This is a genomic window from Sphingobium sp. CFD-1, assembly GCF_024611115.1.
GTDB classification, from domain to species: domain Bacteria; phylum Pseudomonadota; class Alphaproteobacteria; order Sphingomonadales; family Sphingomonadaceae; genus Sphingobium; species Sphingobium baderi_A.
Genome location: NZ_CP084398.1, coordinates 628,128 through 653,864, shown reverse-complemented (window position 1 = coordinate 653,864; position 25,737 = coordinate 628,128). Strand labels below are relative to the sequence as shown.

General features: G+C 60.7%; 16 protein-coding genes, 1 tRNA gene and 2 pseudogenes. 5 read left to right on the top strand and 14 right to left on the bottom strand.

Going from position 1 to position 25,737, the window contains the following annotated elements; translation table 11 throughout:
* From LDB26_RS03270 to LDB26_RS03260, 3 genes are all read right to left on the bottom strand, one after another.
* The gene (locus LDB26_RS03270; RefSeq protein WP_257540306.1) at positions 1–1,389 is read right to left on the bottom strand and encodes a TolC family protein; all 1,389 of its coding nucleotides are present in this window, start codon (positions 1,387–1,389) and stop codon (positions 1–3) included.
* 16 nt (positions 1,390–1,405) lie between these two features.
* A complete protein-coding gene (locus LDB26_RS03265) occupies positions 1,406–2,101 on the bottom strand; it encodes an OmpA family protein (protein WP_257540304.1) in 696 nt (231 codons plus the stop codon).
* 68 nt (positions 2,102–2,169) lie between these two features.
* A complete protein-coding gene (locus tag LDB26_RS03260; protein WP_257540302.1) occupies positions 2,170–11,022 on the bottom strand; it encodes a DUF5801 repeats-in-toxin domain-containing protein in 8,853 nt (2,950 codons plus the stop codon).
* Positions 11,023–11,510: 488 nt separating this feature from the next.
* On the opposite strand from LDB26_RS03260, the gene LDB26_RS03255 reads away from it, so the two are divergent.
* Both LDB26_RS03255 and LDB26_RS03250 read left to right on the top strand, forming a co-directional pair.
* Positions 11,511–13,163: a sensor histidine kinase gene (locus LDB26_RS03255; protein WP_062064096.1), complete on the top strand. Its 1,653-nt coding sequence runs from the start codon at positions 11,511–11,513 to the stop codon at positions 13,161–13,163.
* Positions 13,163–13,795 carry a response regulator transcription factor gene (locus LDB26_RS03250; RefSeq protein ID WP_231746432.1) on the top strand — a complete coding sequence of 211 codons (633 nt, stop codon included), beginning with the start codon at positions 13,163–13,165 and terminating at the stop codon, positions 13,793–13,795. The genes LDB26_RS03255 and LDB26_RS03250 overlap by 1 nt, the downstream gene beginning before the upstream one ends.
* Positions 13,796–13,832: 37 nt before the next feature.
* Here the strand turns inward: LDB26_RS03250 and LDB26_RS03245 are convergent, their stop codons facing one another.
* From LDB26_RS03245 to LDB26_RS03215, 7 genes are all read right to left on the bottom strand, one after another.
* Positions 13,833–14,348, bottom strand: a complete 516-nt coding sequence (locus tag LDB26_RS03245) for a prepilin peptidase (protein ID WP_062064092.1) — start codon at positions 14,346–14,348, stop codon at positions 13,833–13,835.
* Positions 14,345–14,704, bottom strand: coding sequence for a hypothetical protein (locus LDB26_RS03240; protein ID WP_257540300.1), 360 nt, complete (start codon positions 14,702–14,704; stop codon positions 14,345–14,347). The genes LDB26_RS03245 and LDB26_RS03240 overlap by 4 nt, the downstream gene beginning before the upstream one ends.
* A 95-nt stretch (positions 14,705–14,799) precedes the next feature.
* Positions 14,800–15,567: an IS21-like element helper ATPase IstB gene (gene istB / locus LDB26_RS03235; RefSeq protein WP_213500153.1), complete on the bottom strand. Its 768-nt coding sequence runs from the start codon at positions 15,565–15,567 to the stop codon at positions 14,800–14,802.
* On the bottom strand, positions 15,564–17,057 hold the full coding sequence (istA, locus tag LDB26_RS03230; protein ID WP_257541944.1) for an IS21 family transposase: 1,494 nt from the start codon (positions 17,055–17,057) through the stop codon (positions 15,564–15,566). The genes istB and istA overlap by 4 nt, the downstream gene beginning before the upstream one ends.
* A 401-nt stretch (positions 17,058–17,458) precedes the next feature.
* Positions 17,459–18,253 carry a DUF2569 family protein gene (locus tag LDB26_RS03225; protein ID WP_257540298.1) on the bottom strand — a complete coding sequence of 265 codons (795 nt, stop codon included), beginning with the start codon at positions 18,251–18,253 and terminating at the stop codon, positions 17,459–17,461.
* 242 nt (positions 18,254–18,495) lie between these two features.
* On the bottom strand, positions 18,496–19,053 hold the full coding sequence (locus tag LDB26_RS03220) for a tetratricopeptide repeat protein (RefSeq protein WP_062064071.1): 558 nt from the start codon (positions 19,051–19,053) through the stop codon (positions 18,496–18,498).
* Positions 19,054–19,577: 524 nt separating this feature from the next.
* The gene (locus LDB26_RS03215) at positions 19,578–19,811 is read right to left on the bottom strand and encodes a hypothetical protein (RefSeq protein WP_257540296.1); all 234 of its coding nucleotides are present in this window, start codon (positions 19,809–19,811) and stop codon (positions 19,578–19,580) included.
* Positions 19,812–19,925: 114 nt separating this feature from the next.
* Between LDB26_RS03215 and LDB26_RS03210 the strand changes: the two are divergent.
* Positions 19,926–20,488: pseudogene (locus LDB26_RS03210) on the top strand (DUF899 family protein).
* Positions 20,489–20,655: 167 nt separating this feature from the next.
* Here LDB26_RS03210 and LDB26_RS03200 read toward each other — a convergent pair.
* Positions 20,656–22,026, bottom strand: a complete 1,371-nt coding sequence (locus LDB26_RS03200; RefSeq protein ID WP_257540291.1) for a FadR/GntR family transcriptional regulator — start codon at positions 22,024–22,026, stop codon at positions 20,656–20,658.
* A gap of 231 nt (positions 22,027–22,257) precedes the next feature.
* Here LDB26_RS03200 and LDB26_RS03195 point away from each other — a divergent pair, with 231 nt between their 5' ends.
* Positions 22,258–23,838 carry an amidase gene (locus LDB26_RS03195; protein WP_257540289.1) on the top strand — a complete coding sequence of 527 codons (1,581 nt, stop codon included), beginning with the start codon at positions 22,258–22,260 and terminating at the stop codon, positions 23,836–23,838.
* A gap of 13 nt (positions 23,839–23,851) precedes the next feature.
* Here the strand turns inward: LDB26_RS03195 and LDB26_RS21585 are convergent.
* Positions 23,852–24,031 (bottom strand): annotated as a pseudogene (locus LDB26_RS21585) (DUF6538 domain-containing protein); the annotation flags it as partial.
* A gap of 129 nt (positions 24,032–24,160) precedes the next feature.
* Positions 24,161–24,236, bottom strand: a tRNA-Ala gene (locus LDB26_RS03190).
* A gap of 253 nt (positions 24,237–24,489) precedes the next feature.
* On the opposite strand from LDB26_RS03190, the gene LDB26_RS03185 reads away from it, so the two are divergent.
* Positions 24,490–25,413 (top strand): DUF2171 domain-containing protein, encoded by a 924-nt coding sequence (locus LDB26_RS03185; RefSeq protein ID WP_257540287.1) that lies wholly within the window; start codon positions 24,490–24,492, stop codon positions 25,411–25,413.
* 114 nt (positions 25,414–25,527) lie between these two features.
* On the opposite strand, the gene LDB26_RS03180 is transcribed toward LDB26_RS03185, so the two are convergent.
* Positions 25,528–25,737 carry a dodecin gene (locus tag LDB26_RS03180; RefSeq protein WP_062063986.1) on the bottom strand — a complete coding sequence of 70 codons (210 nt, stop codon included), beginning with the start codon at positions 25,735–25,737 and terminating at the stop codon, positions 25,528–25,530.

Genomic DNA, 25,737 nt, shown 5'->3' with positions numbered 1-25,737 from the left:
TCAGCCCGGATAACGGCGTCTCTGCAATTCGGCAGGGGGCAGGTCGGGCACATGATATTTCTTGCGCGCATAGGCATCCGCGCCCGTAGGCGCCGCCACTCCCAGAGCGTCCAAAAGTTTATTGGATGCTGCAAGAATTTGATATTGCGCGAATATCTCGGAAAACCGAGCCGTTTCAGACCGCACCTGCGTATTGAAGCGAGTATTCTGGGAATCCAGCACGTCGAGCAACGACCGCCGTCCCACATTGAACTGTTCCCGATAGGACACCAACAGCGCGTCGGACACCGTGCCCTGCCGCTGCAGGTCCACCAACCGCTTCTTTTCCGTATCCCAGCGGTTCCAGGCGGTGCGGACATCATCTTCCGCCTCGCGCTGACGCTGGCTAAGGCGGAAGCGCGCTTCGCTGGCCCGCCGGTTCATTTCCTGCACCTTGGCGCGATTGATACCGCCATTATAGAGCTGCCAGCGCAGGACCACCCGGCCTTGCACATCATTGGTGTTGCCGCGGAAACCGTCCACATCCTGACCGACCCGGCCGCGGCCTTCCAGTGTTACCGTCGGCCCGAGTTCCGCTTTCGCTTCATCCACGACGGCATGGGCAGCCTGAATGTCCGCCTCCGCTTCACGGATCAGCGGATTTTCGGTGCGGGCAGATGCGATGGCTTCGTCCAGCGTCGGCGGCACGGCGGCTGTCACGGAATCCGGCATCGCCACCTGATCGATGGACAGGCCGGTCAGGGTGCGGAAGGAAATGGCGGCATTGACCATATCCTGTTCCGCCTCGCTCTTTCGCACCAGTGCCGACTGAAGCCGTTCCTCGGCCTGCTGCTGATCGGCGATGCTGATGGAACCGCGCGAAACGCCTTCGTTCAGGTCGCCCAGCAGCTTACGGTGAAAGGCGATATTATCTTCCGAAGCGGCGACGATCCGCTGCTGGAGCATATAGTCGAGATATTGGCGCGTGACATTCAGCGCCACGAACTGCGCCCGTTCTCCGACACGCAGGGCCGCGCCGTCCGTGCGCGCCGCCTGCCGCCGCTTTTCCGCGCTGCGATAGCCGGAATCGAACACGGTCTGTTCAATGACTCCGTTGGCTTCCAGCGGATAGAGCGTCTGGTCATCAAGGTTCAGCGAACGGCGCGTGCGGTTTTCCAGGCGGCGGACGCCCGCCGACCCTTCGACGCTGATGCGCGGCAGGAACAGGCCCTGTGCCTGCTCGCGCTCAAATTCGATCGCTTCCTTGTTCTGGATGGCCTGATTGATCTCAGGATGACTGTCGATCGCTGTTTCGATTGCGCTTTTGAGGTCCGTCGTCTGGGACCAGGCCGCTCCGCTCATCGCCGCGATACCAAGAGCAATCAGGCTGCCGCATGTCTTAATGGTCATTTTCTCCACCCCTTGTTTATTGTGCTGTCGCGGCAGTCACTTCGACCCGACGGTTCATCGGTTCGCGGACGCCATCCTGGGTTTCGATTTTCAGCAGCGTTTCGCCGCGCCCATCCACGGTCATGGAGCCGGCCGGTATGCCCGCCTGTTCAAGCATGGATGCGACATTGCGCGCACGGCGCAGGGACAGGCTGTCATTATAAACGTTGGTGCCCGACGTGTCAGTGTAGCCCGTCACGGTCAGGTTCGCCCAACCGCACTGGGCAGCGGACTGGGCCAGCGTGGTGATCGTATCCGCACCTTCGGGGAGCGGCACATCCTGGTTCCAGTCGAAGAAGATTGACACCGCCGCCGCCGATACACAGTCCAGCGCGGGTGGGGCTGGCGGCGCAGGAGACGCCGGCGGCGGTGGCGCCGCCGAAAGGCGGGCCACAAAGGCGTCGCACTTGTTGATGCTGTCGGCATCCTTCGTGCCAGATTTCAGAAAACCCAGCGCGATGCCGCACTGATTCTTGCCTTCGACCGCCCAGGTGAAACGGCTATCCTGCGCCGCGCGCGTCGCCGGATCGCCGACCGCCGCGACCGCTATATCATAGCGACTTTGCAGCTCTCCCTTGAGCGATGATTTATCCAGTTGCAGCAAGGGCGAAGCTGGCGCCGCCCATGCCGTCAAAGGCATCATGACAGCCGCCACGCTGACCGATGCGATCATTCCGATCCCATATCGCATAACTACTCTCCCCATATTCCCCGCGAGACAGTGTAATTCCCGGCCTTCCGTCAGCCGTGCGCGACAGCCATCGCCTCGTGCATGGCCATCGCGGCGTCGAATGCCCCGCCCGCGCCATGCGCGAGCGCCGCCAGATGCCCGCCGTCGAGCAATTCGGCCGCACCGGCGTTGAAAACCGGAATGGCGTGCGGTCCGGCCGGAAGCGCGGCGAGCAGCGCTTCGATATTCGGCGCATCGCCTTGGCCCAGTGCCTCCGTTACGACCTGCGCGGCTGTCGCGGCATTGTCCGCGATCGCGGCTTGATGGGCGGGCAGCATCGCCGCCGCACCATCGAAATTCGCCAGGTTGATCGGTTGCGCCAGCAGCGCCTGATGTTCGAGCGGCGCGGACTGATCCGATCCGCCTGCATTGTCAGCCGATGCGGTGGCCGCCCCGTCACCTCCGGCAAGACCGGCATGATCGACGGATGCCTCCTCCGCGCCATGACTCGTCCGTTCGGCCGCTTGTGTCTGAGCGCCGTCACGCGGATCGTCAGCCAATGCATCCGAAGGCGAGGTGGTGGCTGAAGCGATTGGCGTGAGCGCTTCGAATCCGCCCTGAGCGGCCGCCAACTGATCGGCGTCACCTGCCCGTGCCCCGTCCTGATGCTGCACGAGAGGATCAACATGTTCGGGAGCCAGCTTAAGGTCGGCCGCCGCGATGAGGCTCGCCGCGATCAGCGCCTGATTGAGTCCCGACGCCACCGTCGATGCCGCCGCGATCTTGCTGCTGTCGGTGTCCCTGGTCGCGGTGGCAAAGACGACATCGCCAACAGCGCCGGTGCTTCCGTCCGTCTTTGTGTAGGTCGCTTCACCCACCACTTTCACATCGCCATTGGCGGTCGTATAGGCCTGCCCGTCCGATATGAGCTGGATCGACTGGATGCCCGCATCGGTCAGCGAGACATATTCGCCCGCATCGACCTTTCCATCGCTGTTGGCGTCCTGCCACACGCCGAATTCGTTGAAGGCCGCGTCGCCCGCGTCAAGCAAGCCGTTGCCATTGCTGTCATAGGCAAGGCGCAGCCCTTCAAGGTCCGTCTGCGCGCCAGCCGCATCGTCGGTGAAGACGATGTCATGGCCACCACCTGTGGCATGGGCAAGCAGTCCATCATCGGGCGCCACCCAGGCCGTCGCCACTTCCCCGCTGCCATAATCATGGGTCACGCCTGCCGCGAGGCCGGCAAACTCCAATCCATCGCCGTCCATATCCAGGACGACGGGCGGCGTCGGATTTGCCGCATCGACAAAGACATTGAGCGTCGACGTTGATGTCACGTCGCCGTCCTTGTCGGTGGCCTGAACCGTGAAGTTCAGGTCGATGTCGGAAGGAAGGATGGTCTTGCCGATATCCAGCGAGATAAAGCGCACGCCCTGTCCGCTGCCGCCGACACCTTCCACCACGACCCGGTTGAATTCCGACATCACGGGGTCGATGAGGGTCGACGTGCCCGTGACATTCAAATTGGTGAAAACCACCTCCGAAGTGCCTGCCACGTCGTTGTAGACCGTCACCTTGATCAGCAGCGATCCGTTGATATTATCATTCTTCAAGACGATCGAACTCACCATTTCGGGATTCACGGTCGACGCCTGATCGCCGGGCTGTCCCGGATCGTGAAATTCGATGGTGAAGCTTTCGCCGTTGCCGACAAATTGATTGTCGACGCCAAAGCCGTTGGTGGACGAATTCACGCCCTTTCCGCTGCCGCTGAACTCGACGCTGCCATCGACTGTCTGGACGAAGGGCGTCGGCCCGCCAGCCGAAAGGCCCAACAGGGAGATGGTCTCGGTCGTCGCGGCTTGCGGCGTAACCAGTGTGAACACCGAGGTGCCGTCCGCATTGACCTGCAAGGTAAAGACGGTGACGGGCGGATTACCGCCTGCGCCATCGGGATCGGTCGTCGCGGTGAGCAAGGCCCCGCTGGCGTTCTGAACCGTCGAATAGGTGATACCGGGAAGAGCCGGCGCCGTGATCGCGAACGATCCATGGCCGTCCGCACCGGGATTATAGGTGAAGGTTCCATTACCCACGACATTGGCGCCGTTAACCACGGTAATGTTTGAGAAGCTCCCCAGGCTGCCCGCGTCATCGAAGAAGGTGATCGCGTTGGCGATGTTGGCGGTGGCGAGTGCCGTGTCGCCATCTCCATCCGTTACCGTAGCCGTCAGCGTAATCAGATTCGCGGTGGCAATCGACAGGGACTGGTTCGGACCGCTATCGGGCGAATGAAGCACCGCGCGCTGCTGGTCCAGCGTGACCACGCCCGATGCGTCGACGCTGAGTTCGAACACTATGGGTCCGCCCACGGCGGTGCCCGCACCGGCGCCCGCGCGGCCCACTACCTTGCTCCCTTCCAGGAACAGGAAGACCTGATTGCCGGTCGCTGTATCGAAAATGCCGGAGGCTGCACCGGTCGCGCTTAAGCCCAGCACATAGTTGCCCACGGAACCCGCACCGTCCGCGCCATAGCTGGGCGTGAACAGTCCGGAAAAATTGGCGGTATCATTAGTGGACAGGGACGTTTCATCGACTGTCAATTCCCCGGCGGCGGCAGGCCCGACGGTCAAAGTCGGACTGTCATCGTCAATCGTGACGCTGATGGAACCGTTGGCGCTTTCGCCTTCCGCGTCCGTCACCGTGACGCCGATGGAAAGCGACTTGTCGTCCTCGCTGGCGGGGTCGCTATGCTTGATGGGCGCAAGCAATTCGAAGCGATAGGCGCCTGTCGCCACATCCGTGATCTGCAAGGTGAAGATGTCCGCGCCGTTCGTGGCGTCCTGCCCTGTCAGCATGTGCGTAACAGGATCCCACACCGTCTCGATCACATGCCCCGACAGGGTCCGAAGTCCCGTATCCGCCACCGCCGTCAGCGCGATATTGCCCGCGCCATCCGCGCCGAAGCTCAAGCCGGCCAACGTGCCCGTCTTGACCACATCCGCCCCCGGAGCATCGCCCGTCGCAGGCGCGGCGATGCCGCCGCTCAACCCATCCTCGTCCACCGTGAACGAGGCAGCGGCTGCGGAAATCGTCGGCCCGCTATCGGTCAACTGGACCGAGAAAGTGGCCGTGTCGGTATCCCCGTCGCCATCCCTGATGGTGTAGGTGAAGGTTTCGACCACCGAAGCATAGGGCGCGCCGATATTGTGGCCCGAAGTATAAACCAGATTGCCGCCGACGATCGCCACAGTGCCGCCCAAGCTTCCTGTCGCGATGGTGATGGCGGGCGAACCCTGACCATCCGCGCCGAACGCATCATTGCCAAGCAAGCCCGAAACCGTGCCGATCACCACCGCCGATGCATTGTCATCGACGCTCGCAAGCAAGCCGTCATCCGTCGCTGCCGGAACATCGTCGGACACGGTCAGGTTGACCGTGGCGGTAGCGCTGTCGCCATCCTGATCGGATGCCACCACGCCGATATTGCCCAGCGCCACCAGATCATCCAGATTAATGCCGGGGTGGCTGTCATAATTGTCGAGCAGCGTCGCTGTCACCGTCACGGTGCCGTTCAGCCCCGCTCCGATAGAGGCAGGCGCCGACAGCGCCAGCGACACGATCTTCGTGCCGGTGCCCACAGGACCGTCCCAGCCCTCGATCAGCGTGCCCGACACACGGTTCCACGTCAGACCGCCGCCCAGCGCGCCGGTCCCCGCCGCAAAGGCAAAGCCCGTCAGCGCATCCGATCCGGCCGTGAAGCTCACCGTGCCTGACGCAAAATCAGGGTTGCCGGGCGTCGTCCCGTCCGCCAGATTCTGATCGTCCAGCGCCAGGGTGAGCGGACCGCCCGCCGCCGGCCCCGCGCCATCGGCAATGGCGATGGTCTGCGTGTCCTGCGCCACGTCGCCGTCCGCATCCGTCACCTTCACCGTGAAGCTCAGCGACGGATTGAGATCATTGTCCAGATTGTTGCTGGACACAAAGCTCCATGTCCCATTGACGTTGACCGTCAGCGTGCCCAGCCCCGTATTGATCGGCGCGCCGATGGCATAGCTGTTCGCGCCCACCACCACGACCGTACTCGCGCCCGGCTGGTCCGCGCCGATCACCTGCGACCAGGTGCCCGTCGCCGCCGCCCCTTCCACAACACTCGTCTGGCCATCGACCATCAACGTCGGAACATCGTCGGACACGGTCAGGTTGACCGTGGCGGTGGCGCTGTCGCCATCCTGATCGGATGCCACCACGCCGATATTGCCCAGCGCCACCAGATCATCCAGATTAATGCCGGGGTGGCTGTCATAATTGTCGAGCAGCGTCGCTGTCACCGTCACGGTGCCGTTCAGCCCCGCTCCGATAGAGGCAGGCGCCGACAGCGCCAGCGACACGATCTTCGTGCCGGTGCCCACAGGACCGTCCCAGCCCTCGATCAGCGTGCCCGACACACGGTTCCACGTCAGACCGCCGCCCAGCGCGCCGGTCCCCGCCGCAAAGGCAAAGCCCGTCAGCGCATCCGATCCGGCCGTGAAGCTCACCGTGCCTGACGCAAAATCAGGGTTGCCGGGCGTCGTCCCGTCCGCCAGATTCTGATCGTCCAGCGCCAGGGTGAGCGGACCGCCCGCCGCCGGCCCCGCGCCATCGGCAATGGCGATGGTCTGCGTGTCCTGCGCCACGTCGCCGTCCACATCCGTCACCTTCACCGTGAAGCTCAGCGACGGATTGAGATCATTGTCCAGATTGTTGCTGGACACAAAGCTCCATGTCCCATTGGCGTTGACCGTCAGCGTGCCCAGCCCCGTATTGATCGGCGCGCCGATGGCATAGCTGTTCGCGCCCACCACCACGACCGTGCTCGCCCCCGGCTGGTCCGCGCCGATCACCTGCGACCAGGTGCCCGTCGCCGTCGCCCCTTCCACAACACTTATCTGGCCATCGACCGTCAACGTCGGCGCATCGTCCAGCACCGTCACATTGATATGATCCGTGGGCGACACGTCCCCATCGCTGTCCGTCACGCGAACCGCAAAGCTGTCGCCCGCCTTGGGATCCGCCGCGCCGCTGATGCCGTCGCCATCGCCCGGATCATTGTCGGGATGGGTCGGGTCATTATCGGTAAGCGTATAGCTGTAGCTGTAATGCCCGGCGCCATCGGACGTAACGGTCAATTGTCCGCCAGCGCCCGCCACCACGATCGGCGATCCGGCGGTGGCCGCGGTCACGTCGATCCAGTTTCCATCCTTGTCCTGCACCTCAACCTTGGCCAGCGCATCCCCGCCAGTGGCGATGGTCATGGTGCCGCTGTCGGTTTCCAGATCGCTTGCTGCCTGCGTCCCGTCCGGCAGGCCCGCTTCCGATACGGTAAGATCGGAAACCCGCACCGTGGGTTCCGAATCCCCCGCCAGCGTGATCGTCACCGTGGCCGTGGACTGATCCCCGTCTCTATCCGTGATCGTATAGGTAAAGCTGTCCTGCCCCTCCGCGCCTGCTGCGGGCGTATAGAGGAAGACGCCATTGCCCTGATAGACCACCGTGCCCTTGGCGGCGGCGCTTTCCAGAACCACGCCGCTGGCAAGGTTGACGCCGTCCGCACCCGCCACGTCATTGGCGAAGACATTGATCAACACCGGTGCATTTTCGCTGGGCTGCGTCGCGCTGTCGTCATTCGCGACCGGAACGTCATCGACCACGCGAATGTCGAGGCTGGCATTGTCCGTCGATCCGTCCGTGTCGGTGACGATCACCGCGAAGCTCTCGGTCAGGCTCCCGTCATTGCCGCCGGTGTGCAGCAGGGTGTTGTCGTTCAGCGTATAGGTGTAGGAAACTTCGCCGCCAATGACATCGCCGTCCGCGCCGATCACGGGCGTGAAGCCGGTGATCTGCAAACTGCCATAAGCGTTGGAGATCGTCGCTCCGGTGAAGGCGCCGTTCGCGAAGATCGACTGGCCGCCGACCGTGATCGTCGACACGCCGTCCAACGCGCTCAGGGTGAAGCTGCCGGTCTGGGCCAGCGCCGCCGCGTCGGGCGAACTGCCCTCGGCCAGATCATTCTCGAAGACGGTTTCTTCCGCGCCCTGTCCATCAAGGCCGGTAATGGTCACGCCGTCATTGCGGCCCTGAATGGTGATGGTCAGCGTCGCGGACGAGGTGTCTCCATCCCCGTCAGTCAGCGTATAGGTAAAGGTTTCGGTCAGGGTCTGATTCGAATCCAGTCCCTGAACGACGCCATTCCCATTGTTCAGCACATAGCGGTAGCTTCCGTCCGCTTCGATCTGAAGCGTGCCATAAGCGCCCGCGATCAGGGCACCTACAGCGCCTGCCGTGCCCCCAAAGGCAATGCCCGTGACAGCCGCGCCATCCGCGCCCGGCACATCCGCGACGCCATCTGTCCCATTAGCGTCCGTGCCGCCCGAACCCGTCATGACATTGCCGTCGGCTACCAGCGGTCCGTCTTCCCGCACGGAATCGACGTCATTCGCCGCTGTCGGCACATCGTCGAGGATGGTGATGACCAGCGTGTCGGTGGCGCTATCGCCATCGACGTCGGTGATGGTCACCTGAAAGCTGTCGGTGACATCGTCGCCGGTCGTACTGTCCGTCAGCGTATAGGAATAGTCGATCCCACCATCCGTCAGGCCGGTGATCGTCAGCACGCCCTTGTCGGTGACGATGGTCTGTCCGGGGGCGGTGACGACCGTGCCATTGATCGTAATCGTCGACGGACCATCGGGTGAAGAATAGGTGATCGTGCCGTTTGTGGTTTCTACATCCGCTGCGGCGTTGGAACCGACCGGATCGTCCAGCCCGGCTTCATCGACCACCGTTCCATCCCCCACGCGGGGAATGGAGATGATGACGACCTGGCTGTCGGCTATGTCGATCCGAAGCGTCGCGGCGCTCAGGTCGCCATCCCCATCCCGCAGCGTGTATGTGAAGCTGTCGCTGACGCCGCCTGGCGTGCCCGCCGCGCGGACATAGCTGTAGCTGCCATCGGCGTTGAGCGTCAGCGTGCCATAAGCACCGGCAATCGCCGTGCCCACGCTTCCCGCCGCGACCTGCGCCGTTCCCCCGGCACCTGCGGCCACGCCCGCCACGACCGCCCCATCAGCGCCTTTCACATCAGCGCCGGCAGCCCCGGATACAGTCCCCGCTCCGGTAATGACATTGCCGCCTTCCGGCCCATAGCTGCCCGCCGCGACGCCATCTACGTCGTCATGGGCCGTGGGCACATCATCGACGATCCGGATATCCAGCGTTGCACTATCGCTCGATCCGTTGCGATCGGTGGCCACCACGTCGAAGCTCTGGAAGAGACTGTCCGCCCCCGGCGTGCTGTGATCCAGACTATTGTCGGTCAGCACATAGGTGTAGGTGAACGTACCGGCCGTCACCGCGCCCCCCGCCTCGGAGGTCGGAGTAAAACCCGTGATGGTCAATGTGCCCTGTGGCGTCGTGATGACCTGTCCGGCCACGAAGCCACCATTGGACAGCACCGCCACGCCACCGATGGTGACGGTCGCCAGCCCATCGGCCGCGGCGATGGAAAAGGATCCCTGCTGCGTCAGCGCCGCCGCGTCGGGCGAACTGCCGTCCGCCAGATCGCTTTCCAGAACGACCTCTTCAGCGCCGTTCACGCCCGGATCCCGATCCAGCCCTGTGATCGTGACGCCGTCATCCGCGCCGTTGATGGTGATGGTCAGCGTCGCGGTCGACGTGTCGCCGTCCCCATCGGTGATGGTGTAGTTGAAATTTTCCGTCAGGGTCTGGCCTGGGACCAGCGCCTGAACCGCCGGATTTCCATTGGCCAGCGTATAGCTGTAACTGCCATCGGCGTTGAGAGTGAGAACACCATAGCTGCCCTGGAAAGTGCCGGTGGTCGAAACCACCGCACCATCGGCACCCTGCACATCGGCCACGCCGTCCGTGCCATTGGCGTCCCCGCCACCGACCCCCGTCAGCACGTTGCCATCCGCGACCAGGGGACCGTCCTCGGTCACGCTGTCGACATCGTTGACGGCGGTCGGAACGTCGTCCGCAATGAAGATGGTGAGCGTGGCGGTGGCCTGATCGCCATCCGCGTCGGTAACCACGACCGTGAAGATTTCGGCCGGAGGCGGGCCGATGATGTTGTCGGTCAGGGTATAGCTGTAACCGATCGTCCCATTGTTCATGGACGTGATGGTCAGGACACCAATATCCGTCGTGATCGTCTGCCCCACGGCGGTCACAACAACGCCGTTGATGGTCACTGTCGCTGGCTGATCCTGCGACGAAATGACGATGGTGCCGCTAGTTGTCTCGCTATTGCCTGCCGAGGCGGAACCGGCGGGTTCACCTTCGCGCGGCCCCAGCCCCGCTTCACTAACGTTCGCGCTCGCATCGCTGACACCCGCCGGTTGATTTGGTGTGACAATCGTTACTTCCGGCTGATCGTCGTCGTCGGGCGCGACGGGGATGATTTCACGCTGTTCGGGCTGCGTGAAGACAAGCTCGGTCGGTGGCAACAGATCGCCTAGTCCATGACGGTCACCGATGTCCCCTGGAGGACCGGCGAAATTGCCGCCGGAGCTTTGTGGGGGACCAGCCGCGGGTTGCGGCTCTTCGCCGACCAGCAGCGCGGCAAGGTTGATGGTGGGAACTTCGACGTCGCCAAGAACAAGCCGTGGCACGAACACCGCACCGTCCTCGATCAATATTTGGGTGCCATCCGGCAACGCCACCACCAGATCACGGCCGACCACATGGATCTGGTTCAGGTCCGTTCCGGCGGGCAGGACAACCACGCCGTCCGGCCCGGGGGTGATGTGCTGCATTCTGCCGGGTTGTGACATCGCCATCTGTACACGCAATGCGGCGGACACCTCATTGCCCAGTGCTGGCTGACGATCATCGGCTGCAGAGACATCCCAATCGCGCTCGAAATCCATCTGACTTCCCCAACATGTCGTTGCGGGGCCCTGGAAAGCAGCGCGCGGAAAACCAATCACCCGAATGCGTCAAGGCGTCGGGATCGTATTTTGCCGCGTTTTTTGGCATTAGCGGATCAGCTATTGCCCTTTTTGCGCTATCTTTCGCTGGATCGACTTTCCAAAGTCACCCAACCCCGGATTAATCATTATTAAAGTGTTTTATCTGACCCGATATCCAATCCTAAGATAAGGCAAATCCAGAGTCATGCTAATTCAAGTTTTGTTAACCATTTTAAACGACTTGCTATAGGAAAATTACTTTGGTTATATTGCGAAAGATATAGTTTTTTATTTATCATCTATACCTTTCATACTATCGGCGCCACCTGTCATGGTTAACCGTCGATACCGAAACGAACGACTCGGAGAAGGGCGCAGTGGAACGACTCGCAAGGCTTTCAGGACTGACTTTGGGTCGCATAGCGGCATGGGTCAGCCGCTCGCCCATGATCATCCTGGCCGTCGCGCGGATTGCCGTGGCCTTCCTCGCACAGACGAGCCTGGAGGCCATTGGCGGCCAATATCCGGACATGGCGCCGACGCTGGTTTATGTGTCGTTCGCCCTTCTGGCCTGGGCAGTCCTTTTCCCGGCGGTCCTGTTCCTGCCGACGCGGATCGAAATGGCCGTCCGACCGGTGATCCTGTTGATCGATTTCCAATTGCTGATGGTGATCGTTGCGCTGCTCCGACAGTTGGAACTGCCAGCGCTGGGGGCCACGCTCATCCTTCTCTGGGCGGTGCATGAACGGCTGGGGAGAACGATCGCGACCATGATCGCGGGAGGCGTGATCCTGCTGGTGCTCTTGCGCCATCATTATGAGCCATGGGGGATGCACGCATTTCGTTCGGACATATTGATCAAGATCGATGGCGCGACCGTGCTGATCGGATGTTTGGGCGCGCTGGCGCTCATGGGCGTGATGGTGCGCCGCGGACACTTGCAGCATTGGGCGGACCGGCTTCAGGCCGTAGGTGGCAATATGCACAGCCTGCCTACCTCAGCCCTGCTGGAGGAGCTGTCACGCATCGGCGACGCGCGCAAGGTCGGGCTGATCTGGCGTAATCTGGACAACGGCGAAGTGCGCTGCTTCGCATGGGACAGCGGCGCCTGCGATACGCCCAGCCTGCCCGACGCGCTCGTATCGGAACTGTTGAATTCCCGGATTGCCGACACGCCGTTCCTGTTCAACCGGCAATCGGAGGAAGTGCTCGTCAGAAACAGCATAGGCACGCTGCGTTTCCGATCGGTGCCGGAATTGATCGAGGCGCAATCCCGCATTTTCGGCATGGCTTATGGTGTCGGCTTTCCTATCGCCGCCGGAGATATTTCCGGCACGGTGCTCATCGAAACACGCCATGGCTGGACCGCCGGCGCCCTCGATCAGCTGGTTTCCATTCAGGAAGGCGTCGAATCCTTTTTCGAGCGCTTCTACTTCCTTTCCGCCTGGCGCGAGCGGTCCTTTGCGGAGGCTCGGCAGGCATTGAGCCGCGACCTGCATGACAGCGTGCTACAGACGCTGGCGGCGATGCGGATGCGTCTGGCCACGATGCGCGGTCAAATTGAAGGACAAAAGCCGATCGACATCACGCGAGACATACAAGACCTGGAAGATCTGGTCATCCGCGAGCAAGCTGAACTGCGGGCACTTCTGAACGAAAGCGCCCGCACCGTGCATGAGCGGCAGGACCTTGTCGCGCGGATCAGGCAATGCGCCGTGACCGCCTCAAGCCAATGGGGCATCGATTGTCATCCGCTCTTCGATCAGGACGAAATCCTCGTATCCCGCACCATCGCCATCCAGGTCGAATTCCTCATCCGCGAGATGGCGGCCAACGCCGTCCAACATGCCAAGGCGCGTAGGCTATCAATCGCCATATCTGTCGCGGATGGCCATCTGATGATTGCATTTCGCGATGATTCCGGACGGCGCAAAGGTGAAATCCCGCTTACAGACGACGGTAAGGAGTTGATTGTGCAGTCCCGTTCCCTGACGCAGCGATTGACTTCCATTGGAGGAAGAGCTTATTTTGACAAACTGGACAAAAGCTCCCTGTTAAGTATTCAGATACCTATAACCAAAGATAGGTCGTCAATATAATGGCCAAGCTTATCGTAGTCGACGATCATCCAATATTTCTGGATGGCCTCACTCAATTTCTGAAAAGCAATGGCCACGATGTTCTGGGCAGTGCCAAGTCGGAACGGGAAGCCATGGAACTTGTCGCGAGCAAGGAAGCCGACATCCTCATCCTGGACCTCAGCATGAAGGACGGGGGCGGCCTGTCCGTCCTCGGTGAAGTGCGCGCCAGCGGATATTCAATGCCCGCAATCTTTCTGACCGTTTACATTTCCCCGGCGCAGACACTGGCCGCGGTCGCAATGGGTGTGAACGGTATCGTGCTCAAGGAAAGTGATCCGCAGGAATTGCTCGCCTGCATCGCCAAGGTCGAAGCCGGCGAAAATTGCATCGACCCAGCGATCATGGACAGGGCGTTGCGCTACAGCGTCAATGCCAAGAGCAAGAAACCCAAGTCCGTCCACCTGCTGACCGAACGGGAGAAGGAAATTTCGCAACTCATTCGCGCAGGTCTGCGTAATCGAGCCATTGCTGAAAAATGCGGCCTGACCGAAGGCACGGTCAAGGTCCATCTGCACAGCATTTTCCAGAAGCTTGGCGTCAAGTCGCGCGCCGAACTGATCGTTTCGATGATCCCCGAAGAAACGCACTAAACGCAAAGATTGCGTCTTCGAGCACGTTCGTTGCCTGTCAATTCACTCGCATATAGGACGGAAGTCCACCGGCAGGCGATGGATGCGGCCCGTAAAGATACAGGCAGGCAATCACGCCTGCGGCAATGGCCAAGCCGTAGGGAATCGGTCCCTTAGCTTTCAAGGCAGGATTTCCACCCTCCTTGTTCCCGGCTGGGACAAGCCGGCGCAACAGGATGAAAACCAGCGCCAGCATACCGCCCAATATCGTTACATGGACGACCAGAGGCAGCAGGCCCTTGAACGAGAACCACAGGGCGCTCGCCGCCAGCAATTTCACATCGCCGCCACCAAGCCACTGGCGGGAAAAGAAGAAGGCGCCCATCCCCAGCACGACAAGGAAGGACAGCGCGTTGGACCACAAGGCCGCAGTAAAGCCGACAACGGCCACCCACGCGCCGAACAGGAGGATCAGCGCCACGGGAAAGGCATTTGAAATCCGCAACATCATAACATCCTGCACAGCGGCCAGGATCAACAGCAGCGTCACCAGAGCCAGAATGATGTGCGTCATGGTTCCCCCTTCTTTTCCTCGATCCCGGCAGCGAATGCCTGCATCTGCCCCGCCCGCCGAACGGCATCGGCCAGACGCAGCGCCTGATCCTCCCCAACCGGTTCCACAGCATCCCGCAAAGGCAATCCAGCTTTCGCCCGCGCGCTATCTTCATTGTTGCGATAGCGAGGGTTTGATCCGTCCCGGCTTACCGCTTCGGCGAACAGATTGGCCGCCTCTTTCGCCCGCCCTTGCCGCAGCAGAGAGACGCCATAATTATTGGCGATGCGTGCCGGGCGATCCGTCAGGCGGAAAGCCGTTTCATAAGCCGAACCGCTCCTGGCCCATTTGTCAACGGCGGAGCAAAAGTCGGCCATGGGGCGGCGTAAAACCAGGCCATCGTGTTACACGCCGGGGGGAGTGGCGTGAGGGCGTAGCCCGAGGGCCACTCCCCCCGGCATTGGCTTGCTTTTCAGGGTCTGATTTTGGCCTTGCGGGCCCGGCTGTGAGCGAGGCGATAGCTTTCGCCGTTCATCTCGAGGATGCTGACGTGATGGGTCAGGCGATCGAGGAGCGCGCCTGTGAGACGCTCGGATCCGAAGGTTTCGGTCCATTCGTCGAAGGGCAGGTTGCTGGTGATCAAGGTGGAGCCGCGTTCGTAACGCTGGGAGATCAGCTCGAACAGCAGTTCGGCGCCGGTCTTGGAGAGCGGTACGAAGCCCAGTTCGTCGATGATGAGCAGTTTGTATCCGACCATCTGCTTCTGGAAGCGCAGGAGACGCCGCTCGTCGCGCGCCTCCATCATTTCGCTGACCAGCGCCGCCGCAGTGGTGAAGCCCACCGACAGCCCTTTCTGGCATGCTGCCAGTCCGAGCCCCAACGCTACGTGCGTCTTTCCGGTGCCCGATGGCCCCAGAGCGATGGCGTTCTCACGCCGCTCGATCCACTCGCAGCGCGCCATCTCGAGCACCTGCATCTTGTTGAGCCTGGGGATGACGGTGAAGTCGAAGCTGTCGAGGCTTTTGACGGCGGGGAAGCGCGCGGCCTTGATGCGCCGCTCGACCATACGACGCTCCCTGTCGATCATCTCCATCTCGACAAGGCGGGCGAGGAAGCGGATATGATCGACGCCTTCAGCGGCACATTGCCGGGCGAGCTTGTGGTGCTCTCGCAGGCACGTAGGCAGCTTGAGTGCCTTGAGATTGTGAGCGAGAAGAAGCTCCGGGGTCTGATCGCTCATGCGGCCTCCTGCTGGTCGGAGAGCAGGCTCAGATAGGCTCTGGCAAAGGTCTTCTCGACCGTTGTGCGTGGCAGGAAGGGATAGACGTCCAGGTCCAGCCTGGGCGGTACGCGTTCGACCCGGCACAGGGCGAGGTGCTTGACGGCATCGAAGCCGATGGCGCCAAGATCAATGGCCTGTTCCACCGCCGCCTGGAGATCGGCGAGGGTGAACGTTTCCAACAGGCGCAGCACCTGTACATATTCACGCCTGCCATGCTTGTGCATGCGGCCTTCCATCAACCGCTGCAGTGTCGTGAACGCTTCGGGCAAATCCCAGCCCTGCAAAGGCGCGGCCTGGTCGAATGCGTTGATCTTCTGCTCGATCAGCGGGAGATAGTGGAGCGGGGCGAAGATAACCTCCTCGCGGGCATAGCAACGAGAATGACGGGCGATAACTTCGCTGCGGCATCCGATCACCACTTCATCGACATAGGCCCTGATCCAGACCTCCTGATGGCCCCAGACTACCGGAACCGAATAATCGTTGGTCCTGTAGCGCACCAGAGATTGCGAGGAGACCCGCCCGCTCGTCTGATCGCAGGCCTCGAAGGGTGTAGCGGGCAGAGGCTGCATGGCCGCCAGATCGCGCTGCAAGCGCTCATCGATCGTCTCGCTCTCCCCGCGCACCTTCTCCTGCTGGCGCTTGCGACATTGCTCCTCCAGCCATAGGTTGAAGGCCTCCCAGGTCGGGAACTTCGGGATCGGCACCATGAAATTGCGGCGGCAGTAACCTACCAGCCCTTCCACATTGCCTTTCTCGTTCCCCTTGCCCGGACGGGCATAGCGGTCGCGGATCACATAATGCGACAGGAAAGCGCTGAACAGCGTGGCACGCTTGCGCGTGCCGTCTGGCAGGATTTTCGCCACAAGGCAGCGATCGTTGTCGTAAACGATGGAACGCGGCACCGCGCCGAAGAACGCGAAGGCATGAACGTGTCCGTCAACCCAAGCCTCCGCCACCGCCGCCGGATAGGCCCGCACATAGCAGGCATCACTGTGCGGCAGATCGAGTGCGAAGAAGTAGGCCTTCTGCTGCACCCCGCCGATCTCCACCAGCGCTTCCCCGAAATCGGCCTGCGCATCCCCCGCCGGGTGGGCCAGCGGCACGAACATCTCCCGGCTGCGTTGCTCACGCTCGCGGATGTAATCCTTGATGATCGTATAGCCGCCGGTGAAACCATGCTCGGCGCGCAAGCGGTCGAATACCCGCTTCGCCGTATGGCGCTGTTTGCGCGGGACGCAGCGGTCCCCTTCAAGCCATCCATCAATGATCGCCACAAACCCGTCCAGCTTCGGGCGCTGCGGGACAGATTGACGCCGGTAACCCGGTGGCGATGAAAACGACAGCATCTTGCGCACCGTGTCGCGCGACACATTGAAACGCTTCGCCGCCGCCCGCTGGCTCATGCCATCCGCGCAAGCCAAACGGACCTGAAGATAAAGTTCCACGCTGTAGATCCCCACACCTCCCTGACTTGGCAGAAAGGCTTCAAGGTGGACGACTTTTACGCCGCCCGCAGCAGGACTATCCCGCCGCTAGCGTGGTCGAATATTGCTCCGCCGTTCTCAATTTACACCGAATCAATATACTATAACTTTAGATATATAACAGTATAAATCGTAGTTAATACTGACTATCACTAAGAGTTTCCGTGCCCAGGATAGTGACGTCAAAATACTCCGTCACGCAATGAGAAATTGGTTAACAGCGTGAAATATGTGGAAAAAGAAGGCAGTGATACCATCTGCGAACCCTTGCGCTGAATGACGGTTTTGGGTGGGAGTGGACGATCCGCTTTCCACCCCTCGTGGGTGCGAGCGTCCGCAACCTCTGCCTCGCGTTCCGCTTTTCAGGCAGGCAGACGGTGTCGGAACGTCAGGTTCACCCGCTCCGACAAGAGCAGATAGGGTAGCCAGATCGCCGCGCTGATGAACACTTTCTTGAGATTGCCGGATAGCAATTCGACCATCGCATCCTGCACATCATGGGGCATGGCCCCCATCAGCGCCGCCCCTTTGGCAATGCCGATCTGCGCCAGAAGGTCCACACCCCAGACCAGCAACAGGAAGCGAGGGAACAGGGGATGCATCCGCAGCGCCATGGCGAAAGCGAACAGATACAGGCTGCTGATGATGGCGCAATCGGCCAGCATCAGCATGTAGATGCCCGTGAACCAGTGCGGCGCATGGCTGCCCAGCGCGGGCATAGCGGTCAGGAACTCGGTCGTGCGGATCGGGACATTGATGAGCAACCCGATCAGCAGCGACGCCATCAGGCCGAACAACCCATGATGCGACATGTCGCGCGCCGTCAAGCAATCGACGCGCCGCCAGCATCCGACCTGAGCCAGCCGGATGGAGGGCTGGTCGAACAGCGCCCCGCGCGGAAACAACCGCAACCCCCATGCCAATGCGACCAGAGGCAATCCCACGACCACCAGATATGGCAGGAAAGCGGCCGCCGTGGCTACCGCCCCGTGTCTCAGCGGCGTCGCAGGGAAAGCGATGCGGATGCCGCACATCAAGGCGGCAACGACAACCCATCCGGTCACGATGCCGCACATGTTCAATTCGATCATGTTCACAGCCGCAACACTTTTGGCATACAGGGTTCGACCCAATGCGAACCACCCCGTCTTCATCATCTGCCAATTGCCTTGCATGCGCGCATAATCATCACAAGTTGGTTAACAAACAGCAAACGCACAAGGCCGCAATTGGTTCATAAGAACATGAAATCCACACCGTCAGCACATGTTAAAGAGCCATATCAACTGCGCTCCTGCATAACGGATCGAAAAACGATACTGCATATGTCAATCGCGATATATGAATATTGATATTCAGTCTTTATTTGACTTCGAAATCCGTCTCTGCCCAGGTCATATTAATCCTTCGCTGCTGGGATCTGCGTCAATCTTTCAACGATGCGCTCCATTCGCTTGCTTCGATCGCTATTCTTTCCCGTTGTCCTGCGGAAGCTGTCCAATGCATATTCCGCCGTGGATCTCGCGATATCGATCCGCTCGCGCGAAATATAGAAATCGATGATATTTTCCAATGCCAGCTGTGTATTCTGGTCATCTTCGCCACGTGTTCGAAGATAGGCTTCGAATATCTGGCGGAATAATCGCTCCGCTTCCGCATCGTGATGAAGCGCATCCAGATGCAACGCCAGATCATTTTCCGAAATCAATGTGCGGGGATCATCCCCGCCAAATAATTCCTCCGCGATAGACAAGGCTTTGCGCGCTTGCTCGACGCCTTCGGCGCTGCCGCCCGCCTCATAGGCCCTTTGCGCGGATGCTGTGAGGGATCTCCATTCCTGTTCCCGCGCTTCCGTGACATCGGGGATATACGGGGTTTGTGCTTCCGCGGACAGCGGCAACCCCACGAGCAGCAATATCCCAAAACCAATCGATCTTGCCCGGCCATAAATTGACATAGCCCCTCCGCTCTTTTCCCATGCAGCCCCGGACGGAATCACCGACCGCCCGTTGTCGTCAGCGCCTTCAATATCCGCGACAGCCGTCGGGAATAAAGGGAAATGGGTGGGAAGGACGACCGCTGGCCCGACGATTTGTTGGCTGCGCGACTTGTGCTGGCGCAGGATCGCCCTCGCCGCGATCCCGGCTGCCCGGATGGTGGGGATTGGCTTGCAGGTGTCGGAATGCTGGAAATGAACTTACCAGCTTGGAGGTCGATCTTGCGGATGACCGCTTTGCCGATCTGAAAAAGACGGGTGCCGTCGGATGCCGCCCCCGCATCGGCGGGAAGTCGACTGTACGCACGAGCTCGCCGCTGTTGGAATGGAGGGCGTTCACCTTGTCGGCGCGAACCAGATATAGCGCCCGTCGAAGCTGAGACCATGGACAGTGTCGATGCCGGGCAAGGGACCGTATTCACGAGTGATTTCTGCGGCCGATATTTTCATGTTTGCACTCCTATCATCATTTGCGTCGACAGAAGCTAACCAAACGTCAGCGCGACCGGGCGTAACAAGCTTGTCGGGAAACCCGGCATCTGCCGTGCCATCCAGCGACAGGCACGGCCGCGTTCCAGGGAGTCGACCTTGCCGGCGGTCGCCAGTAAATCCGGCTCGAGCTCGTCGGAGTGGAGCATGACGTTCTCCATGGCAGCAGACAAGCCGAGCGGTCCGACCCGTTGGATCACGCTGTCGGCCACACCGAGCCTGATGGCCATGGCGCTGGTCTCGGCGTTCGACGCCCCGCCGCTTGCCTTGTGCGCGGCGAGACGAACGTTTCGCGCGAGGACTGGTTGAGCGCGCGCAACGCACTGTTCGAGAAGGAACGCGCCATGACCCACGCCGCCCTCGATACACCACGTACCAATCGTCGAGCACTGCCTTGGGTGCGGGTGGACAAGGACTATCTCTTCGAGAGACCAGATGGCGCGTGCACCTTGGCCGATCTGTTCGACGGTCACAGCCAGCTCGCCATCTATCCCTTCATGCTGACACCAAGCTCCGAGCATCTCAGCCCCGGCTGCTCCTACACAATGGATCATGCCAATGCCGCCCGGCGGCATTTCGAGCATGCTGACCTCGCCTTCGCCGCCCCCGCTCCCATCGAGTGGATCGAGGTGGTCAGGGCGAGAATGGGCTGGAGCTTCCCTTGGGTGTCATCGGGTGAAGGCGATTTCAACCACGATTTCGGCGTATCGTTCACCAGGAGGATCGCGAGACTGCCCCCGCCTTCTACAATTACGGGCTGAAGATACAGCGCAGCGCGGACATGTTCGGGCCAAGCCTGTTCGTGAAGGATGAGGCGGGCGCCATATTCCACAGCTACTCGACCTATCATCGCAGGACAGAGCTGCTGATGGGCGCGATGAACTGGCCCGACAACAAACATGCTTAAAATCATATACTTATTATAATTTTAGGCCGAGCCGAAATCGAAACTAAACGATATTACTATTTTTTGGACCGATCGCTCGCATCCGTTCCACCATCAGCCTGAAGGGCAATCAGCCGACTTGGCTACTCTTCAGACGTCGGTCCAAAGGCATCTAAGCCTATTAGAATTCAGCGATTCGCTAAATATCGGCCTTCAATCATCCAGTACTGGATGATTGCGCGTTGTGCACGCGAACTATCTTTCCGAACGATCGATGTCACTACCGCTTCAAGAGCCTGCAGCGCCGCATGACGATCGGGCTCAGTTGGCGATTGCACTTCGGTATGATCATATTCGAATTCTCGCAAAGTGTTCACCAAGAATAACCCGACGATATTGTTCGCACCGCGACAGATTTCGGTGAGAGCCGACGCACCGGTCGCCCAAAATTCGCTCGGCATCTTCTTTGCCATGGCACGAAACGCCGCCTCCAGATGCGGAATATGTCCCGGCAAAAACTCTGGGACATGGCGAAGAAGAATTTCCCGCCGCAAGTTTCGCGCCTGCGCGCAACTTGCGCCCGCTTCCTGCAAATGGTTGACCATGGCTTGGGTGGCATATTCAGCATCGGGCGTGCCGATGACCAGCCCACCGTGAGCCCCACGCTGCATCGAAGCTGCTCGATGCAATTCGAGCAGGCGCACGGCTTGGCGGATGACAGGTCGGCTGACTCCATAAGCCTTCATGAGTTGGGGCTCCGACCCGAGCCGGTCTCCGGCTACCCAGCCCCTGTTTCGCATGTCGCGCAAGATCGCGCGTACTACCCATTCGGCCTTGCGAGATTGTGGTAAAGGCCGTTCGGCCTCACCTTCCGATTGGGCACTCCTCTGGACCTCACGTTCGACGAGACTGAGGTTCTCGTCATGAAGGCGAATACTTGCCTCCACGTCGCCGGCAATGAAAGCTTCCAGCTTTTTGTGCGTCATTTCCCAATAGAGCCGATATCTTTCGCTGGTCGAGCGATACACGTTCGTGTCCACCGTAAGATCGAGCAACAATTGGTTTACCACTTGCGTGGAAAGGGCAAGCGCAGCTCCACCCGCGCTTGCCGCGATGATCGTCCGGAGCTGGAGATGGCGATAAGCCTCCGACGCAAAATTGATCTTCGCCAGCCGTGCCGCTTCGGCTCTGAGGTAATCGGCAGTGGCGAGGCTGAGTCCGTCTTTCGATGATAATGCGGTAAGCCAATGATTGGCCCGCGTCGATAATTCGCACAGTTCGGCAGTCGCCCCTTGAAACTGAAGATATATGGCAGCCGTGCGCGCGGCGGAACTGCTATCGGGGGCACCGATGATAATTCCCCCGCCCACGCCGCGGCGTGAAAAGGCGATGCCTTTTTCTTCCAGCAGAAGCACCGCTTGGCGCAGCATCGCCTCGGTCACCCCATATCGGGCCCTTAATTGCGTGGCTGAACCGAAGAGCGAGCCGGCCTGCAATCCCGACCTTGCCTGGTCCTGGGCAATCTGACGGGCCAGTACCGCCGCTTTCGCTTCAGCCAAATGACGCTTCCTTTCAACGCATTTTCCAAATCCGGATCGGCAACATCCCGCGCAACCATTACCCTCTCATGCGCTTGAAAGGCAACGGATCCGCGCCTCTTCCTTCTCGCCCAAGCGCATCGCGGCAGCGTAAACAGCCATTTAATTAGGTATGTTATTGTAACAATCATATCGACAAACTCAAATTTAATGGGATAAATAGGTTTGTTAATTAGATTCGAGGAGCGGGTGATGGGTAAGGACGACAGGGATAGCGGCATCAACATCAACATTTCCCGGCGCTTGATGTTGGGCGGCATGGCCTGTGCGGCCACCGCACCTCTCCTGGGGAACGTCGCGCGGGCGGCCACATCGACCGGCGATGAACTCACCTGGCTGCCCGCGACGCGTTTGCGCGACATGATAGCCAAAAAGGAAGTCTCCGCGCTGGAAGTCACCAACCATTTCCTGGCGCGGATCGAACGGCTGAATCCGCAACTTCACGCCTTTGTTCATGTCGACCCGGACGGTGCTCGCCGCGCAGCGCGCGAGGCCGACAAGGCAGTGGCAAATGGTAAGCCGCTGGGGCCCCTACATGGTGTGCCGATGGGGATAAAGGACCAGATCTGGGCGAAGGGACTGCCCTCCACATGTGGCTCACAGGTGTTTGCCAATTTCCGGCCGAGCTTTGACGGCACGATCGTCGAACGCCTCCGCGCCGCCGGCGCGATCATCGTGGGAACGACGAACATGCCCGAATTCGCGGCATGGCCCCGCTCGAAATCCTATGTGGCGGGGGAAGCCGTCAACCCATGGGATACTTCGCGCATTCCAGGGGCATCGAGTGGCGGCAGCGGAGCCGCAGTGGCGGCTGGCATGGTGCCTGTCGCAATCGGAACGGATGGTGGCGGCTCGACCCGCATCCCTGCCTCATTATGCGGCCTCGTCGGTGTCCTGCCGACATTTGGGCGCGTTCCCGGCTATGGAGGTTTTCACTGCGGCCTGCGGGGAAGCGCAGGACCGATGGCGCGGTCGGTGCGCGACGCGGCGGTGGTGCTACAGATTATCTCCGGACCGGACCCGCGAATGAGCCGGGCCATTCAAACCCCCGCCCCAGACGGGCTAACCGGGCTCGAAACAGGCGTGCGTGGCATGAGGGTCGCATGGTCACCCGATTTCGGCAGGCTAAAGCCCGATCCGGCGGTTCTTGCCTCGGCTCAATTGGCCGCACATGCGCTTGCAGGAGCGGGAGCCGACGTCACGATGTCGACGGCTCTGATTTCGCATCCTTGGGGCAATGGCGACTTGCTGGCCGACCTTCAGCGGGCGGTCGGGCAGGGCGGATTCGAGATGGAACCCGTAGGCGACGTGCCGGATACCAGCATGATGGAAAAATGGCTGATCGAGAGCAGTGTTACCGGCATTCCCTGCTTCGAGCTTCCGCCGATCAAGAAATTCCTGGCGGAGCATAGTGGACTGCTGTCGCCCCCGCAGCGCCTGATGAGCAAGTTTCCACCCAACCTCAATGGCTTGCCCAGTGATAAGGAATTGCATGGGCAACTTGATCCGATCTTCGCCAAGCATGACGTTATCTGTTCGCCGACGATGCTTACGGTCGCGCCCTCGGTGCCGTCCGGCTGGGCGATCCCTTATGACAATATGTATATGGGCACCGATTTCACCTTTATCGCGAATACCATGGGCTATCCCGCTGTAACGGTGCCTTACCTCGGCTCCGTTAGCCTCGCATCAGCGCCGCTCTCGCTACTCTTTGCCACGCAACCTAGCGGCCGAATGACCGCAAAACGTCGACGTCATGTCCTGACATCATAGGGTTCTCAATCCCCTAGCCAAAGCGGCAGGCCGCGCCCATTTCAACGTCTGTGGCCCGGATACGAACCAGCAGGAGGCGCTTCGCTTCCGCCCTGTCTTTCATATTGAGGGAGATCTTCCATTCCGACCGGGGCTTGCCGGTTTTCGTGCGGATGATCGCCCACAATTCTGCGGGCACCATGCGCCGGAAATAATAGGTGCTACCGACCTGTTAGAGATACGTACACATTGCTACGCTGCTCCTGTTACAAACGTAACAGGCAACCGTGAAAACCCGTTGTTTTCCAATGGCTTTTCTTTCCGACAACCCTTTCAGGAGGGTTGGTGGAGCCGAGGGGGATCGAACCCCTGACCTCGTCATTGCGAACGACGCGCTCTCCCAGCTGAGCTACGGCCCCAAGGAGCGCAGCCTATAAGCGAGCCTTCCACGCCATGCAACGGTCTTTTTTGCGAGAAGAATCGGCCTCTTCCGTTGATCTCGATCAAGCCTTTGCCGCCTGTCGCGCCGCCCGTTCGGCAGGCTGGTGGAAAGAAGCGATGTTACCCCTGCGTAACGCCCGGAACGAAGGATCGCGCCGCTCATTGGTGGGATGACGGCGCTTGCAACAGGCAAGGGAAAAGCCGCCGCAACAGCAGGCAAGGAGAAGGAACATGGGTTACCAGAGCGGACGCCGCTACGGTGACGATCTTTATACCGGGCTTTATACCGGGCAGCCGCGCGCCCGCGAGTGGCGCGATGATCGCGGCTATCGCTATGGCGCGCGGGGCCAGTTCGGCGGTGGGCGATCCTATCGTTCGGCGCCAACCGATTATGATCCCGACGAACGCGGCTTCTTCGACCGGGCGGGCGATGAAATCCGCAGCTGGTTCGGCGATGAGGAAGCCGAACGCAGACGCGACTATGACGAATATTTCAACCGCCCCTATGGCGATCCGCGCGACCAGAGCAGCCGCGTGGGCTATGCTTCCACTTCGGGCAGCGATCGTTATCTGCCGGGGCGGGGCTATGCGCCTTATACCGGCGACCGTAGCGGCTTGGGCGGCGAGGATCACGGATCTCGCGTCCGCGCCTATGGACCGCAACATGATTATGGCGAGCATCACGACGCCAGCTATTATGCATGGCGCCAGCAGCGGATCGAGGAGTTGGACCGCGACTATGCCGAATATCGGCGCGAAAACCGGGAACGCTTCAACAGCGAGTTCGGGACCTGGCGCAACCGGCGGGGCGAACAGCGCCAGGCGCTGGCCCAGGTGCGCGAACATATGGAAGTGGTCGGCAGCGATGGCGAACATGTCGGCACTGTCGACAAGCTGCGCGGCGACCGCATGATCCTGACCCGGACTGACGAAGATGCAGGCGGTGTGCATCATTCCGTTCCATCCTCCTGGATCAAATCCGTCGACGCGCAGAGGGTGATATTGGAAAAGTCGGCCGATCAGGCGCAGGCCGCCTGGCGCACGGAAGGCGAGAAGAACGCCTTGTTCGGAGAGCGCGATATCGACCCCGCCGCATGGAGCGGCGAAGGATTGTCGACGGACAACGCCCCCTATCAAAAGAACCGCGACCGCTGAAACCGCGGCAGGTTACGAAGGGAAGGGTCCGGTCTTTTGGCCGGACCCTTTTTCATGCCGCCAGATGAAGGCTTGCCTTTTCCGGAGCGTAAATCCCAACGCGCATCCCTGCGATCAGTCGGTCAGCGTGAAGCCGAGTTTCAGCGTGGCCTGATATTGGGTTGCGCCGTCCCGGTCGATGAAGCCGCGCACCGCGACCAGTTCGAACCAGCGGATATTGCGGAGCGTTTCCCTGGCGCGGGTCAAGCCGTTCTGGATGGCGTCATCGGTGCTCTTGCGGGATGTGCCGACGATCTCGACGAGCTTGTAGACATGGTCCTCCAT